Here is a 15,544-nt window from a genome sequence, read left to right as displayed (position 1 = left end):
GCCCTATCAAAAAATAAAGGAGGGAATATCATGGAAGGAACATGGTTATCACTTTTACCACCAGTTATTGCAATTGTAATGGTTTTACTTACCAGACGTGTCCTGCTGTCACTAGGAGCAGGAATTGTCGCAGCGGCACTATTAATCACGAGCTTTGGTCTGCTTGAAACACTTGAAACTCTCTGGCTGTCATTCAGCGGGGTATTTTGGGAGCATGGGTCAGATGGAGAGCCCGGCGCACTGAATTTATGGAATATATTCATTATGCTATTCCTGATTATTCTTGGAGTGATTACTGCATTTATTAATGTATCAGGCGGCGCAAGAGCATTTGGGGAGTGGGCAATGAAGCGTGTTAAAACACGTGCAGGCGCTCAGCTCGTTACTGCCTGCCTCGGTGTCATTATCTTTATCGATGACTACTTTAACAGCCTTGCAGTTGGACAGGTGGCACGTCCGCTGACAGACCGTCACCGCGTATCGCGTGCAAAGCTTGCGTATCTGATTGATTCAACGGCTGCACCTGTTTGTGTCGTATCACCAGTATCGAGCTGGGGTGCATATATTATTGCGGTGATTGGGGGGATTCTTGCCACTCACTCGATTACTGAATACACGGCATTCTCTGCTTTCATTCAGATGGTACCAATGAACCTGTACGTGTGGTCAGCACTTGGAATCGTCTTTATTGTTGCACTTCGCGGTGTGGACTTTGGTCAGATGAAAGTACATGAAAACCGTGCGATTGAAACAGGAGAAGTCTATGATCCGAACAAAGATATCCCGGGAGAACTGAAAAATGATCTTCCGACTTCAAAACACGGAACAGTAGGAGATTTAATCTGGCCAATTATTGCCCTTGTAGTAGGAACAGTTGCAGCAATGATGTGGACAGGATCTCAGGCTTATACAGCTGATACTGGAGAATCTGCATCCATTCTTCAGATGTTTGAATATACCGATGTGGCAAAATCACTTGTATATGGTGCACTTGTGGGTCTTGCAGTGGCCATTGCCTTCTTTATCAGACAGATCGGCCGCTCTGAAAAAATCGGAGGGGCTGAATTCTTCCTGGCACTGAAAGAAGGCGTTAAGTCTATGCTTCCTGCCATTTATATTCTTGTATTCGCATGGATGATCGTCGGATTAATCGGTGACCTTGGTACAGGAGAATTCCTTGCCGGTGTTGTTGAAGCTTCCAACCTGCCAATCGGCTGGCTGCCTGTACTGTTATTCCTTGTAGCAGGTATTATGGCATTTTCTACAGGGACATCATGGGGCTCATTCGGTATTCTGCTGCCGATCGCAGGAGAGATTGCAGCGAGTACTGATATTTCACTGCTTCTGCCGTCACTTGCAGCAGTTCTTGCAGGAGCGGTATTCGGGGATCACTGTTCGCCGATCTCTGATACAACGATTCTTTCTTCTACCGGAGCGGGAAGTAATCATATTGATCACGTATCAACACAGATCCCTTATGCAGTAACTGGAGCTGCAATTGCTTCAGCAGGTTACATTCTGCTTGGCTTCTCAGGCAGCACACTCCTTTCTCTTGGGCTTGTCATTATCCTGCTGGTTCTATTCGCAGTGATTATGGGACGCAACCCCGAAAAAGCGAGAACCGTTTCTGCTGAAGAAGGTCTGGAATAAATAATCCAACGCCTGAATGGGACATGCCATTCAGGCGTTTTTTAAAAAGGACTATCGTATGATTGGAAAAATGTATGAATTATATAAAGTGTGAAAAATCTTGCACAGTACTTCTGTAAACCTTGATATAACAAGGTTTTTTTATTTTTATAGATTATATCAATATAATTTCAGAATTTTTCAAAATAGTACTTTTACATTTAGGAAGCAAGTGCTATACTGTTTTTAGATTATGAGAAATAATCTGAATATATAAAAACTTCCAAATTCATCGGAAGTATTTCAGGGGGGAAATAAGATGAATCGTCAACAGTGGGGATCGCGTGCCGGATTTATTCTAGCAGCAGTCGGTTCAGCGGTCGGTCTAGGAAACATTTGGCGTTTTCCGTACGTCGCTTATGAGAACGGTGGAGGAGCATTTTTTATTCCATATTTATTTGCACTCTTAACTGCCGGTATTCCAATTCTTATCATGGAGTTCACCATCGGACATAAGTACAGAGGATCTGCGCCGCTATCATTTTTCCGCATGAGCGGTAAAAAAGCTGAATGGCTTGGCTGGTGGGCTGTATTTGTCGCCTTTGTCATTTCGACCTACTATGCCGTCATTATCGCCTGGGCCATGAGATATACAATATTCTCGTTTGGTCAGGCATGGGGAGAAGATACAGAAGGATTTTTATTCACAGAATTCTTACAGCTTGATGTAGCACCTGGTGAAACGGGTGGCATCGTATGGGGAGTATTCATTCCTCTCGTACTCGTGTGGGTCATTACACTTGGTATCCTGCTTGCAGGTGTCAAGAAAGGGATTGAATATGCAAACCGTGTTTTCATCCCGACGCTTGTTATTCTGTTTTTGATCATTGTCATCAGAGCAGTAACACTTGAAGGAGCAGCTCAGGGTCTGAATGCATTCTTCGAGCCAAACTTTGAGAACATTATGGATCCGTCAGTCTGGGTAGCAGCTTACGGTCATATTTTCTTCAGTTTATCTATTGCGTTTGCAATCATGATTACTTATTCAAGTTATCTTCCGAAGAAATCGGATATTACAAATAACGCGTTTATCACGGGATTTGCGAACTCAGGGTTCGAGCTTTTAGCTGGTATCGGGGTATTCGCAGCACTTGGTTATATGGCTTCACAGCTTGATGTACCGGTTTCTGAAGTGGCGACAGCTGGTGTCGGGCTTGCCTTTGTGGTATTCCCGCAGATCATTAATCAGCTTCCTGGCCTGAACGATATTTTCGGGGCGTTATTCTTCCTGTCACTTACGCTTGCAGGACTGACTTCATTGATGTCAATCACTGAAACGTATGTAGCAGGTCTAACTGAAAAGCTTGGTATCTCACGTAACAAAGCCGTTCTTTTCGGAGGCGGAATCGCAGCATTAATTTCAATCCTATTTGCAACGCAGGGCGGACTATTCTTCCTTGACGCAGCAGATTACTACATTAACCAGTTTGGTGTAGCAGCAGTTGGTCTTGTTGAAGTTGTTATGATCGCCTGGATTCTTCGTAAAACAGGTGTGCTTCAAAACCACGCGAACCTTACATCAGATATTCATCTTGGCGGATGGTGGAAAGTATGCCTTGGCGTAGTCACACCAATCGTTCTTGGTTATATGATGTTCGGTCTGATTACACAGAACGTTCTTCAGCAGTTTGATTTTGATTCAGGTAACTATGAAGGATATTCAAATGAATTTGCACTGACCATGTTCCTTGCTTCAGCTGGTGCAGCTTTCGTTATCGGTATTATCATATCACTGATCAAATGGAGCCGTTCAACACCGGTTGAACTTCCGGATAAAGAGTAAAGGAGGGATTCACAATGACAGTTGGTGCAATCGTAATGATGGTGATTGGGATCGTTCTTTTATGGGGCGGACTTGCTGCGAGTATCACAAATGCAGTAAGGAAATCTAAAAACAAAACAGTATAAGTATAAGGCTGCCTGTGCTATAGTACAGGCAGCTTTTTTGATTCGTGATCCGGTGCCAGGTGATATTGATGCATAGCGGCCGGCATTAAGCCTGAATCAGGCGACACTTCCGGAGGATCAGGTTCTTTTGAACATCCGGCAAGAAATAGAATGCTCAAAAACGCACAAATCAGCTTCAACAGGGTCACACTCCTTTTGCTGATTTTGTCCTGAATGCGGGGAATTCATACATAGAAAAAATTGTGTGGTCATGTATAATAGGAAGTAGTTCACAGGCAGGAGTGAGAATAATGATTACTATGCATAATCAACAATACGAAATCATTGAAGAATATAGAGAAGGTTATGATGAAGAAGCTTTTGAAGCGCGTTACAGTGAGATTCTGCACAAGTATGATTATATTGTGGGGGACTGGGGTTACGGCCAGCTGAGACTGAAAGGTTTTTTTGAGGATACGAATCAGAAGTCGTCTTTTGATACGAAGATTTCGACTGTGAAGGATTATTTGTATGAGCACTGTAATTTCGGCTGTCCTTATTTTATTGTGAAGAAGGTTGGGGGAGGTAAGAAATAACCGGTTCATTTCCGCTCCAGGCGGGAGGCTTTCCGGACGGCGGTCGCCAAGCCTCCTCAGCTTCGCTTGCGGGGTCTCAGCTATCCCGCTAATCGTCCCGGAGTCCCCGCCTTCCGCTGCAATGAACCTATACTTTAATAACTGTTTTAAAACGAAAAGAAGTATGTCTCCATTTCAAATGAGACATACTTCTTTTCGTTTATCATCATCTGGTAACTTAAGGTATATGAGCACCCGGATCTTGTCTTGGGACGTCTTCGTGGGCGCCTTTATTCTCGTAGTTGAATGCGCTGTAGTAGCGCTGGCCGCTTTTCCAGGGGCCGGATTTGTTTCTTACGAGTGAATATTTGCCCCTCGGGGATCCATATGGCCCTTCAGGAAATGATTCAGGGATCAGGTATTCCTTTTGTACTTCCACGTTTGAAAAGTCACTGTACCGCTCCATTACACTGCTCCTTTTTTGGTTAGTATGAGCAGTTCATGATGATTAATTCACAAAACAACCTCGTTCAGAAATTCGCGCAGTTCTGCTGCATCCTGTTCGGAGAGTTTGAATGCATGTTCAATATAGCCTTCTTCATCAAGGTCGTCCTGGCCGATAATCGCAAAGCGGCTGCCCTGAATGTCCATGACCATCGCTTTTCCGTAGTAGCGGTCTGAGTACAGGATTGCCAGATCAAAGCGCTGATGCTCACCCATAAAGCTGACAAACCTCGTTTTTGTTTCTTCAGTATCATCATATAAAAAGAATCGTTCAGTCATCGGTAAAAATCCTCCTTCATGTGTACTCACAATTATAACGATTAACGCACGTGATGCCAAAAAATCTGAAGGCTTGTGGTACACTTGAAACAGACATTTTGATGGAGAGTGAAGAGAATATGTACTTCGTTGACAGAGAAACGATTGAGCAGACGCTTGTGTTTATGGAAGAGCAGCTGGCGTTTTTACAACAGCATACAACTTGGGATACAAAAATCGGACAGCTTGCGCTTGAACGCAGCCTGCATACCGTTATAGAATCAATTATTGATGTCGGGAATTCAATGATCGACGGTTTTATTATGCGCGATCCAGGCAGCTATGAAGATATTGTTGATATTCTTGAGGATGAAAAGGTCATTGGTAAAGATATGCACGGTGATCTTGTCAATGCGGTCAAACTCAGAAAGCATCTGGTTCAGGAGTTCACACAGGTGGATCACCAGATGTGTATCGACACGTTTAGCTCTTCTGAAAAAGCGCTGCTGGCATTTGCGCCTGCAGTGAGAAATTATCTTGAAAATGAACTTGGACCAGTCTCTGCATTCAGACGGTAAGGAATAGAAAGGAAGTAAGTAATGAAAGCTTATAAAGGTTATTTAATTGATTTAGACGGAACGATGTACAGAGGAACTGAACCGATCCCGGAGGCAGTGGACTTTGTAAAAAAGCTTAAAGATAATGGGATTCCTTATCTTTTTGTGACAAATAATTCGTCAAAAACACAGGAACAGGTGGCAGCACACCTTCAGAATTTTGATGTGCCGGCTGAACCTGAGCAGGTATTTACGACATCTCTTGCAACAGCATCAGTCATTTCCCGGGAAATGCCGGGTGGATCTGCCTATGTGATTGGCGGAGACGGCATACGACAGGCGCTGACTGAAAAAGGGATCACGATCAGAGAAGAAAACCCTGACTACGTTGTGGTAGGTCTTGACCGGGAAATTACGTATGAAAAATTGGCACTCGGCTGTCTTGCTGTCAGAAACGGTGCGAAATTTATCTCAACGAACGGTGACATTGCGATTCCTACAGAACGTGGCCTATTGCCTGGAAACGGCTCACTGACATCAGTGATTACAGTTTCTACACAGACAGAGCCTCTGTTTATCGGGAAGCCTGAAGCAGTCATAATGGAACAGGCACTTGAAGTGCTGGGTCTGGCAAAAGAAGAAGTTGTCATGGTAGGGGATAACTATGACACAGACATTAAAGCTGGTTTTAATACCGGCATGGACACACTGATGGTTCATACAGGCGTCTCACCAAAAAGTCTGCTTGCTGAAAAGGAAGAGCAGCCGACTTATTCAATTAACTCCCTGTCAGAGTGGGAAATTTAATAATTATTTAAAACAGCTGTCCCTCTTAGGAAGGACAGCTGAGTCATACATAAAATGAAATTCACTTTTATAAAAGGGGATGCAGCTGATGGCTAAGGTTTTCATTACACGTAAAATTGATGAAACAGTAATTCGGGAGCTTAAAAAGAATTTTGACGTTGAGGTGTGGGATTCTGAGGATGAGGCTGTGCCCAGAGATGTATTGTTAAAACAGGCTGGTGAGTGCCATGCGCTGCTTACCATGCTTTCTGATCAGGTGGATGAAGAGCTTTTAACAGCTGCTCCCCATTTAAAAGTAGTAGCAAATATGGCAGTCGGGTATGACAATATTGATGTGGAAGCAGCAGAAAAAGCGGGTGTGATTGTGACGAATACGCCGGACGTCTTAACCGATACCACAGCTGACCTTGCATTTGCACTCATGCTTGCCGCTGCAAGACGGATTTCTGAAGCGGCGTACTATATCAAAAATGGAGACTGGACGTCGTGGTCACCTTATCTGCTCGCAGGGCGTGATGTTCACCATAAAACGCTCGGGATTATTGGAATGGGGAAGATCGGACAGGCTGTGGCAAAACGGGCAGCAGGGTTTGATATGAATATCCTTTACCATACAAGAAGCCGGAAGCTTGAAGCAGAAGAAGCGTACGGAGCGCAATATAAAAGCCTGTCAGACTTACTTGAAAAAGCAGATTTCGTTCTCGTACTCGCGCCGCTAACTGAAGAAACACGCGGTATGATCGGAGCGGAACAGTTCAGACAGATGAAGAACTCTGCGATCTTTTTAAATGTAGGGAGAGGACCTGTGACAGATGAAGCTGCGCTGATTGAAGCACTGCAATCAGGTGAGATTGCCGGAGCAGGACTTGATGTATTTGAACAGGAACCGATTTCCGCTGATCACCCGCTGCTTTCAATGAAGAACGTGGTGGCTGTGCCTCATATTGGCAGTGCTTCAACTGAGACGCGATTTGCGATGATGAAGCTTGCTGCTGATAATATTAAAGCTGTGCTGACTGATGAAAGACCATTAACCAGGGTTTCGCTTTAACGCACATTCTCATTTGTTTTTAACATTTCTCAATAAAAAAATCCTCCTGTCTCTACAGGAGGATGGTATTCATTAAAATACCTGTTCAACTTCCACAACGCCAGGTACTTCTTCAAGCAGTGCACGCTCGATACCTGCTTTAAGGGTAATAGTTGAACTTGGGCATGTACCGCATGCGCCAAGAAGTCTTAATTTAACGATTCCATCTTCAACGTCAACCAATTCACAGTCTCCGCCGTCACGAAGAAGGAATGGACGAAGTTTATCAAGTACTTCCTGAACTGAATCTTTCATTTCTACTTCTGTCATTCGAATCGACTCCCTTCCTGTGTTCTATTATAATGAGTATAACGAAAAAAATCCATCCATGTTATTTGAAATTATTATTGTTTAGTTATCCTTTTGACCTGGACTGTAAAACCGCTGTCACTTTCCGTAGAAGACTGCGCTTTCCTGCCCCCGGGCGGTGAGCCTCCTCGAGCTTCGCTCTGTGGGGTCTCACCTGTCCCTTCCTGGGGCGGGAGTCTCCGTCTTCCACTCCAAGTGACAGCTGAATGTTTCTTTTTATACTTTTAAGCCAGTTGATACTTCATAAGCAATGCAGTGAAAATCAACAGAAATGTAAGTAAATCTAATGACTATAGTATGAATCAACATGTATGATCATGAGCGATTAAAAAAGGGAGTTGTTTGATATGGCGAATGAGGCTGTGACGATTACGGTGTATGGGGCAGAGACGATTTGTGCGAGTTGTGTGGGGGCGCCTTCTTCTAAAGAGACTTATGAGTGGCTGGAGGCGGCGATTGGCCGGAAGTTTCCTGACCGCAAGTTTGTGATGGACTACGTGGACATTAACACTGAGCAGGAAGATCCCAAAAAGGCTGCTTTTGTGGAACGGGTGTGGGAAGAGGATTTATTTTATCCGGTTGTTTTGGTTGAGGATGAAATCGTCGGTGAAGGGAATCCAAGATTGAAGGCCGTGTATAAAGAGCTTGAAAAGTACGGGTTCCAGACGGCTGAATAATATTGAAAAGCGTCCAAGAGTGTTGATCACTTTTGGACGCTTTTTTCATACTTCTGTAAAGTTCAGACCCCTCAATACCTCAGCGTCTGATTTGTCACAGAGGTAGCATTTATCATGTTCATCTCTCATCACAACAAAATCAGGATTTTCATTTTGATAATCTTCCGGTACTTCCACGAGGTTGTAACGTTCATGAAATGGAAGGAGTGACATTTACATTCACCACCTTATCAGCAATTTTCTTTATTATACCGCTCTTGTAAAAAAATCATATTTTGAAACGGTTTTAGATATGTTCCTTAATTGGAAAAATGATTTTGTTTACAAACAGAACGCTTGTTCGTATAATTTTAAGAAAACAGGGTATAGATATAGAAAATGATAAAACCGGGAGTGTGAGAGCGATGGAGGTTGACTATTCGCTTGAGAAAAAAAGAGAAATCCTGTGTGTGGATATGAGAAGCTTTTATGCAAGCTGTACAGCAGTCGAACTCGGGCAGGATCCATTGAAATGTAAAATTGCGATTATTGGAAATCAGGAGCAGAAGGGAAGTGTGGTTCTTGCGGCTTCCCCGCGCGCTAAAAAAGAGCATGGGATCAGAACGGGTACGCGCCGTCACGAAATTCCTGATATTACAGACCTTCAATTAATTGAACCGGACATGGGACAGTACCTCAGACTGTCAACTGAAATCACCAAGATCTTCACACGGTTCGTTCCAAAAGAAAATATTCACGTTTACAGTGTAGATGAAAGTTTTATTCAGATCGACGGGACTTCTGCTTTGTGGGGAGGACCGCATGCAGTTGCACAGATGATCTCTGATGATATGATGCGCGAGTTCGGGCTTCCGTGTGCGATCGGGATTGGACCGAATATGCTGATCGCCAAACTCTGTCTTGATCTTGAAGCAAAGAAAAAGGGGATATGTGAATGGACTTTTGAGGATATCCCAAAGAAATTGTGGCCGCTCAAGCCATTGTCAGCGATGTGGGGGATCGGCCGCCAGCTTGAAAAACGTCTGAATCGTATGGGAATGTATTCAATCGGTGATTTAGCTGCCTATGACCTGAAAAGACTAGAGGCAGTTTTCGGTGTCATGGGAAACCAGCTTTATTACCACGCACATGGCATCGACCGCTCCGAAATTGGCGCACCGATTATTCAGGGACAGGTCAGCTACGGAAAGAGTCAGATCCTTTTGAGGGATTACCATAAGCTGGAGGAAATTGAAGCGGTATTACTGGAAATGTGTGAGGAAGTCGCAAGAAGAGCCAGAAATAAGCATCTGGGGGGCCGTACGATTCATCTTGGCATCGGCTACAGTAAGCGCACGCCGATCAAATCATTTCACCGCTCAAAGTCTCTCCATAAGCCAACCTCTATTACGATGGAGATCTATGACATATGTCTGCAGATTCTGCATGAAAACCTGCAGCCGTTTCCGGTGCGGAAAATCTCTATCTCACTGACCAATTTAGCAGATGATTCAGCACTGCAGCTCGACCTGTTTAACCCACGAAGAGAGAAAGTGCATCACCTTGGTTATGTGATGGATGATGTAAGACGCAGATTTGGGTCCACGTCACTTCTGAGAGCTGTTTCCTATACAGAAGGTGGCACGACAAGAAGGAGGGCAAGGCTGGTGGGCGGTCATATATCGAAGCAGCCTGCTGAATAAAGGAATAAAAAACACGCTCAGGTAACTGAGCGTGAAGTCATGAAGAAAAGATAAATAGATCCTTATCCATTATGATATTTATACATCTATATAAGTTTTATGAATACCTTTATATCAAAGTTCAGGGGAGGTCAATAAAGTAATTTGATGATTTTCCCTGACAAAACCCTGACATAATCTCAGATTTTTTAAAAATCCAGCATGTTTTTGTATTTCTCTTCAACAGTAAGAGGTGCATTTTCTTTTGCGGATTTTGTAACGTGCAAATAGATTTTTTTCGTAGTGGCCGAATCTGCATGTCCCATACGGCTCATTATGACATGAAGCTGCACGCCAGCCTCAGCAAGCAGAGAAGTATGTGTATGTCTGAATTTATGCGGGTGGACTTTACCCTTATAACTCAATTTAGCTTTTAGTCTTGATACACGATAGTGAATGAAGCGGGGAGTCCTTGGATTCCCTTTTTCATTGACGGATAAAAATCGTTGTTGATTAAAGTCAGGACCATTAGCGAGAATTTCTTCTTTCATTTGATTGATTTGTTTTTTTAATACAAAACTTAACTTGGGACCGAACGATACATACCTTGCGGAAGTGGTCGTTTTTGGTACTGTGATCTCATATTTTGAGGTGTCTCCGCTGATGTTATATAGCGTTTTACTCACTCGAATTTCATTCGTATCAAAGTTAATATCTTGCTCAGTGAGCGCTGATATTTCTCCGATCCGCATACCAGTAAAGGATAAGGTGTAAATGAAAAACGCATCATCTTTGAGTCCAACATCAATACTTGCTTTTAAAAACCTTTCAAGATCAGCAGGGTTAAAATACATTTCTTCAACTTCATTCGTTTCAATTTCTTCTACCGTTTTCAGCTTTTTAGGAACTCTTGCATACTCAGCGGGAGAATCTTTTAGAATGTCCCAGATAACAGCCTGGTGAAATATTTTCTTAGCAGTTGAATGTGCATTAATGATCGTATTCTCGGCATATTCGTCCCGGGACATCTCATTTAAAACGTTTTGATACATCTTTCTAGTAAACGATCTCACATCGATCTTAGAGACATACTTGTTAAACCTTTTGATATGGTAAGCGTAAGAATACTTGGTAGAACTCTTTGAACCTGTAGTAACCTCTTTAAGCCAAAGATTGGCCAACTGTTCAAATGTAATGTTAGCTTTTGATCCAGCTACTAATAAACCATGTTCAGTCAGCTGCTCAATTTTCTTTTCAACTTTTGATTTGCAAACACCTCTGTTTTTATCTCTCGCAGAAACACGTCTTCTTTTACCTGTAACAGGGTGAGGGGGAGCATCATCCATGCACTCCCACACTTCACCTTTTTTCGTTTTTACTTTTCTGCAGTGCATCTTATCACCACCTTATACATCCATTATCAAGCAAAAACATATTAGTCAGTGACGAAATTGAAGTGAGTTCACCGAACGTCGGCAGCTTAGAGTTCGGCAAACAAAAATAACATTTGTGAAACTTTCGTCATCAGTTAATTAACAGTTCATTTTCTGATCCATCATCAGGCATTTTGTTGCCATCAAAATCACGGTACTCTAAAACTTCACAGTGCAACTCTCCGTCAATGTCGTACATTTTACCGATCAATGGTATATATTCTTGCTGACCATCTTTACTGTATTTTGCTGTAGCTTCGCTCATCTTCATGATCTTGTGTTTTGACATAGCGACCTCCTAAAGATATCTGTAAATACGCTTCATTTTGTATTGGAACTGTTCATTAAGTTCGTGATTCTGAACTTTTAACAAGTGTTGCTTAAGTCTTTTAAATGCAGTGTCTTCAGTAATTCCAAATGTTTTTGAGATGAGCGCTACTGCTTCATGCTTATAGTGAGCTTTACTGATGACCGATTCCAACATGAAAGAGGGGACTGCTGCTTGCAGCATAAACCCTTCAGCTTTCCACTCTTGGTACAACATGTAGGGCAGAGGCATATTACGCTGGGTACCCATATGCCACATTGCATGGCAGAGCTCGTGGCAGAATTCTTCAAACTGTTGCTGATCCGACAAGCGTGAATCAATAAAGATAAAGCAATCTTCATACGTGTCCATGCATCTGCTGTTCGTTTCTTCAAGAATGAGGGACACACCCAGTCTTGAAGCGATCGTTTCCATGTCTAACTGTTCGGGTTTGTAAATATCAATTGACTCGTACATCTTCTGTACGTAGTCTTCCAAGTGCGAAGTGGCTAATTTCACGGGAACATCCCCTTTCCTTATAGAACATATGTTCCCTTTTTAGTATAAAAGAAAACTCCCAGAAATGGAAGTCATTAAATTTCTGTATTCTTTTTCTTTAGTATAATAATCATTAATTCTATCTTTGGTAGAAGTTCTTGTACTTTTTGTTTTAAGGAGTCTTCGTTTAAGTTTACCTTATCGACTTGAAGTAAAAATAATTTACTCCAAATATCTAGAAATTCATTTAGTTCATTTTCATTTAAAACATATAAAAAATTCATCTTAAATTCGTTTAGAGAATCAACACCTATAAATGCTTTCGTATTTTCAGGGAAACCAACTTTGCAAAAAGTATTTAATGTATGCTCTAAGGTTTCTAGTTCGGAAATGGAAGCAATTATAGTCGCTCTTTCAATTGTCTTTCTTTTCTGGTCTTCAATCTCTCTCGTTGACTTGATCTGAGAATAGCTGACGGTTAAAGCTATTAATCCTCCGATCAATGCCGACGAAATAGAGGTAGAGATATCAAAAATCTTGTCAATTAAATTAATTTCTGAAAAGTTGATTAAAATTAGTAAAGTCGCAGATGAAATAGAAATTGTAAATATTAATGTATACCAAAAGCTTTTTGGATTGATTAAACCTTTTATCTTCTCCATAAATGATCCACAAACTTAGTTTTATCTTCAGGCATTTCATTTCTAATGCTTTCTAGATCATCTGCACTGAACGAGGGGGAAGCTGGTGTTTTGTCAAAAATAGTGATTTGTTTGCTCTTAGGAATTTCCGGAGAATCTAAAAGTTCAAAAAAGATCACTATTTTATGCGGGCTCTCATATGGATTGAACTCTTCACATGATTCATCATGACATTGAACATATTCATTAGGAATGTCCTGATGATTATAATAGGTTTTATAGTGTTCTCCACAGAACGGACATTCAACTATGTATTTGACTCTTAATAAAGGAGTTGTATCTTCTTTATTAAATATCTCTTCATCTACACATAGGGAAAATAGGTTTAATGTCATTGCGTTGTCTACCTGGGCTGCCGTTGCAAAATCTAATGGATTAATATAGTCATATCTCATTTTACTGAGGGTGCCAAGCCATCTATCGAACTCATTTACAATATACTTAGTGACCTCAGGAGCTTGATATAAAATCTTTAATTTCGGAAAGAACATAGAATAAGTCCTCCTGACTAATGTGCTTAAAAAAATGAATCTCTAAATAATCATCATTCGCTTCAAGTCTGTTTTCAATTGGTTCCCCATCTGTGAACCAATAAACCCAAACTTTGTCATATTTTTTAAGCTGGTCTATCGTATCCTTAGTATCATAGTATATTTCTGATAAGTCAATAGAACGTTCGCGTTCCTGAGAAGAGGCATTAACTACACCGCCAGTGCTATCAGAAAAATTAAATTTGCGTAGGTATCCTTTTTTCTTAGAATGTTGTTGCTTTAAATCATCAAAGTTACTCTGAATTAATGCTCTCTCGAGAAGCTTCTGTAATTTATTTCGTAGGTTAAACTCACTTGGCTTTATGTCTGGTAATTTCGTCAGCATCATATCCGTAAAATCATCTAGTGCTTTGTCGTGAGCATTAACTTTATTGACCCATTTTTGTTCCGCTTTTTGTGTGAAATCGTTAGCAATGTCATATAGAGTATTCTTATAATGAGTAGTTTGAATTGTTGAAAATCCAAAAATTCTTTTCAGAGTTCTTTCAATATTAAAGAAATGAATGCTGTAGGGTACAATTTTATTTCGGCTGTTTATTTGCTTAGATCTTGGATACAGCCTCACACTAAATCTGGAATTTTCAAGATCAATTTCAACAAAGTAAAAATTATTCTCTCTGCTAACAGTTTCAGTTTTTAAAACTTTAACAGTCTCAATGAAGGTTAAATAAATCCTGCTACCAGGCTCAATAATTACTTCTGCCAAAGTTGTGGTATCTGGCAATTCTACAGACAGAATATTATTGTTAGGTATAGCAAAGCCTTTATTAATAATAATACTTTTGATTTCATCTTCGCTCATAGTTTTTAAAGTCGAAATATCTGATTCAGCTATGTCTTTGATGAAAATGGTTCTATGTCGTCCAAACCGTATTTCTTTATCTAAGAAAAGATATAGATCTGAATCAGAGATTTCATCCTCATTAACAGCATCTTCTAATGCCGAGATCATTCCCGGCTTTAAGCCATCGTTATTAACTCCCTGATCTTTTAAGAAAATTTGAAGAGATGCAGAATTGATGTAATCATGTAAGTATCCTCTTAACTTAAAGATTTGATCTGTTTTATTTTCTGGCATATGTTCTACCCCCATAGTCATTATCAGTTTTCACAAGCCCATCCATCTTTATCACGATCCATTTTACCTTGATAAGCAGCATGTCTTTAAGGCACACCGTCTGGATAGACTGTTCCTACCAGTGTGCATGAATCGAAGAACTCCTTTTATTGAACTGGTGTATATATTGCTGGTGTATCTGATTCAATCAAGTAGTCAGCAAGCATATAAGTAACATACTCACTTACTCCAATAGAGCTATCGGCAGAAAGAATGATATTAACGTCAAGATAACCTTCATTATCGTAGGTAGCAAAATTACTTCCTCTACCAATGGGTTCAACTTTATAGCGACCTACAGGGAGATCTTTACCGACAACAAATTTACCTGCAGGTAATTCTATTGGACCGCCTTCAGCTGCTTTGATTCTCTCATTTACTGTGGATAATTCAGCTTTTTTAGTGTCAATAGTTTCATCTAGGCCTGCTACCTGTGACTGCTTTGATTCCAGGTTGTCTGTTAGTTCTTTAACTTCCTTAGATAATGTCTCTCTATCTTCATAAAGAGTCATAGCTGTATCGTATTTTTCTTGATCATCTTCAATATTTTTCAAAACTGAATCATGCTTTGATTCGGCAGACTCAATTTCTTTCTGCTTAGCTTCCAACTCTGCTTCCAGATCTTCAATTGCTTCTTGTTTTGTTAGAACTTCATTTTGTGCTTCATCATAATTAAATTTCACATCATCTAAAGGTACAGTTGCATAGCCGTTGCCTACCCCAGTACCTAATAAGAAAATCCCCAATAAAACAAGTGCAGATAAAAACTTTTTTGACTTGAAAAGATTTTTCAACCTGAACATCCCCTTTGTTGAATGAATTTAGGTTCATCACCACAACCCGTGGGATAGACCATATTTAGCACAATTTAACAGTTATAAATAGAAAGAAAACGAAAACTCCTGTATCGTAATTGTTGACTA

20 protein-coding genes and 2 pseudogenes are annotated in these 15,544 nt (G+C 41.0%); 9 read left to right on the top strand and 13 right to left on the bottom strand.

Going from position 1 to position 15,544, the window contains the following annotated elements:
* Positions 1-30 precede the first annotated feature (30 nt).
* The 3 genes from KP77_RS12770 to KP77_RS17995 all read left to right on the top strand — a co-directional run bounded on the left by KP77_RS12770 (position 31) and on the right by KP77_RS17995 (position 3,597).
* Positions 31-1,650 (top strand): Na+/H+ antiporter NhaC family protein, encoded by a 1,620-nt coding sequence (locus KP77_RS12770; RefSeq protein ID WP_041123121.1) that lies wholly within the window; start codon positions 31-33, stop codon positions 1,648-1,650.
* A gap of 298 nt (positions 1,651-1,948) precedes the next feature.
* Entirely contained in the window at positions 1,949-3,472 is a 1,524-nt protein-coding gene (locus KP77_RS12765) for a sodium-dependent transporter (protein WP_041123120.1), read from the top strand.
* 14 nt (positions 3,473-3,486) lie between these two features.
* Positions 3,487-3,597, top strand: coding sequence for a methionine/alanine import family NSS transporter small subunit (locus tag KP77_RS17995; RefSeq protein WP_152614733.1), 111 nt, complete (start codon positions 3,487-3,489; stop codon positions 3,595-3,597).
* 17 nt (positions 3,598-3,614) lie between these two features.
* Here KP77_RS17995 and KP77_RS18195 read toward each other — a convergent pair whose 3' ends face one another.
* Entirely contained in the window at positions 3,615-3,776 is a 162-nt protein-coding gene (locus KP77_RS18195) for a hypothetical protein (RefSeq protein WP_160289530.1), read from the bottom strand.
* Positions 3,777-3,887: 111 nt separating this feature from the next.
* On the opposite strand from KP77_RS18195, the gene KP77_RS12760 reads away from it, so the two are divergent.
* A complete protein-coding gene (locus KP77_RS12760; RefSeq protein WP_041123119.1) occupies positions 3,888-4,172 on the top strand; it encodes a YutD family protein in 285 nt (94 codons plus the stop codon).
* 217 nt (positions 4,173-4,389) lie between these two features.
* Here KP77_RS12760 and KP77_RS12755 read toward each other — a convergent pair whose 3' ends face one another.
* Both KP77_RS12755 and KP77_RS12750 read right to left on the bottom strand, forming a co-directional pair.
* Entirely contained in the window at positions 4,390-4,617 is a 228-nt protein-coding gene (locus KP77_RS12755; protein WP_052474203.1) for a hypothetical protein, read from the bottom strand.
* Positions 4,618-4,664: 47 nt separating this feature from the next.
* Positions 4,665-4,934 carry a DUF3055 domain-containing protein gene (locus KP77_RS12750; RefSeq protein WP_041123118.1) on the bottom strand — a complete coding sequence of 90 codons (270 nt, stop codon included), beginning with the start codon at positions 4,932-4,934 and terminating at the stop codon, positions 4,665-4,667.
* Positions 4,935-5,053: 119 nt separating this feature from the next.
* Here KP77_RS12750 and KP77_RS12745 point away from each other — a divergent pair, with 119 nt between their 5' ends.
* From KP77_RS12745 to KP77_RS12735, 3 genes are all read left to right on the top strand, one after another.
* Complete coding sequence (locus KP77_RS12745) at positions 5,054-5,491, top strand: DUF86 domain-containing protein (protein ID WP_041123117.1); 438 nt, start codon at positions 5,054-5,056, stop codon at positions 5,489-5,491.
* Between the two features lie 21 nt (positions 5,492-5,512).
* Positions 5,513-6,277: a TIGR01457 family HAD-type hydrolase gene (locus tag KP77_RS12740; RefSeq protein WP_041123116.1), complete on the top strand. Its 765-nt coding sequence runs from the start codon at positions 5,513-5,515 to the stop codon at positions 6,275-6,277.
* Positions 6,278-6,365: 88 nt separating this feature from the next.
* A complete protein-coding gene (locus tag KP77_RS12735; protein WP_041123115.1) occupies positions 6,366-7,328 on the top strand; it encodes a 2-hydroxyacid dehydrogenase in 963 nt (320 codons plus the stop codon).
* 72 nt (positions 7,329-7,400) lie between these two features.
* Here KP77_RS12735 and KP77_RS12730 read toward each other — a convergent pair.
* Positions 7,401-7,693: pseudogene (locus KP77_RS12730) on the bottom strand (NifU family protein).
* 330 nt (positions 7,694-8,023) lie between these two features.
* Here KP77_RS12730 and KP77_RS12725 point away from each other — a divergent pair.
* Positions 8,024-8,353 (top strand): YuzD family protein, encoded by a 330-nt coding sequence (locus tag KP77_RS12725; RefSeq protein WP_041123114.1) that lies wholly within the window; start codon positions 8,024-8,026, stop codon positions 8,351-8,353.
* A gap of 45 nt (positions 8,354-8,398) precedes the next feature.
* On the opposite strand, the gene KP77_RS18190 is transcribed toward KP77_RS12725, so the two are convergent.
* Complete coding sequence (locus tag KP77_RS18190) at positions 8,399-8,566, bottom strand: hypothetical protein (RefSeq protein ID WP_160289529.1); 168 nt, start codon at positions 8,564-8,566, stop codon at positions 8,399-8,401.
* A gap of 191 nt (positions 8,567-8,757) precedes the next feature.
* Here KP77_RS18190 and KP77_RS12720 point away from each other — a divergent pair, with 191 nt between their 5' ends.
* Positions 8,758-10,035 (top strand): Y-family DNA polymerase, encoded by a 1,278-nt coding sequence (locus KP77_RS12720; RefSeq protein WP_041123113.1) that lies wholly within the window; start codon positions 8,758-8,760, stop codon positions 10,033-10,035.
* 188 nt (positions 10,036-10,223) lie between these two features.
* On the opposite strand, the gene KP77_RS12715 is transcribed toward KP77_RS12720, so the two are convergent.
* From KP77_RS12715 to KP77_RS17615, 8 genes and pseudogenes are all read right to left on the bottom strand, one after another.
* Positions 10,224-11,408, bottom strand: coding sequence for a tyrosine-type recombinase/integrase (locus KP77_RS12715; RefSeq protein ID WP_041123112.1), 1,185 nt, complete (start codon positions 11,406-11,408; stop codon positions 10,224-10,226).
* Positions 11,409-11,538: 130 nt separating this feature from the next.
* Positions 11,539-11,736 carry a hypothetical protein gene (locus KP77_RS12710; RefSeq protein WP_041123111.1) on the bottom strand — a complete coding sequence of 66 codons (198 nt, stop codon included), beginning with the start codon at positions 11,734-11,736 and terminating at the stop codon, positions 11,539-11,541.
* Between the two features lie 9 nt (positions 11,737-11,745).
* Entirely contained in the window at positions 11,746-12,273 is a 528-nt protein-coding gene (locus tag KP77_RS12705; protein WP_052474201.1) for an ImmA/IrrE family metallo-endopeptidase, read from the bottom strand.
* Between the two features lie 74 nt (positions 12,274-12,347).
* Complete coding sequence (locus KP77_RS12700) at positions 12,348-12,914, bottom strand: hypothetical protein (protein WP_041123110.1); 567 nt, start codon at positions 12,912-12,914, stop codon at positions 12,348-12,350.
* Positions 12,902-13,444, bottom strand: coding sequence for a hypothetical protein (locus tag KP77_RS12695; protein WP_041123109.1), 543 nt, complete (start codon positions 13,442-13,444; stop codon positions 12,902-12,904). Before KP77_RS12695 ends, KP77_RS12700 begins: the two co-directional genes overlap by 13 nt.
* Entirely contained in the window at positions 13,404-14,582 is a 1,179-nt protein-coding gene (locus KP77_RS12690) for a hypothetical protein (RefSeq protein WP_041123108.1), read from the bottom strand. The genes KP77_RS12695 and KP77_RS12690 overlap by 41 nt, the downstream gene beginning before the upstream one ends.
* 23 nt (positions 14,583-14,605) lie before the next feature.
* Positions 14,606-14,665 (bottom strand): annotated as a pseudogene (locus tag KP77_RS18425) (excalibur calcium-binding domain-containing protein); the annotation flags it as partial.
* Positions 14,666-14,728: 63 nt separating this feature from the next.
* The gene (locus KP77_RS17615) at positions 14,729-15,415 is read right to left on the bottom strand and encodes a coiled-coil domain-containing protein (protein WP_052474199.1); all 687 of its coding nucleotides are present in this window, start codon (positions 15,413-15,415) and stop codon (positions 14,729-14,731) included.
* Positions 15,416-15,544: the final 129 nt, after the last annotated feature.

This window comes from Jeotgalibacillus alimentarius, assembly GCF_000829445.1.
Classification (GTDB): Bacteria; Bacillota; Bacilli; order Bacillales; family Jeotgalibacillaceae; genus Jeotgalibacillus; species Jeotgalibacillus alimentarius.
The sequence above is the reverse complement of the archived record's forward strand: the minus strand, read 5'-3'. Positions and strand labels throughout refer to the sequence as shown.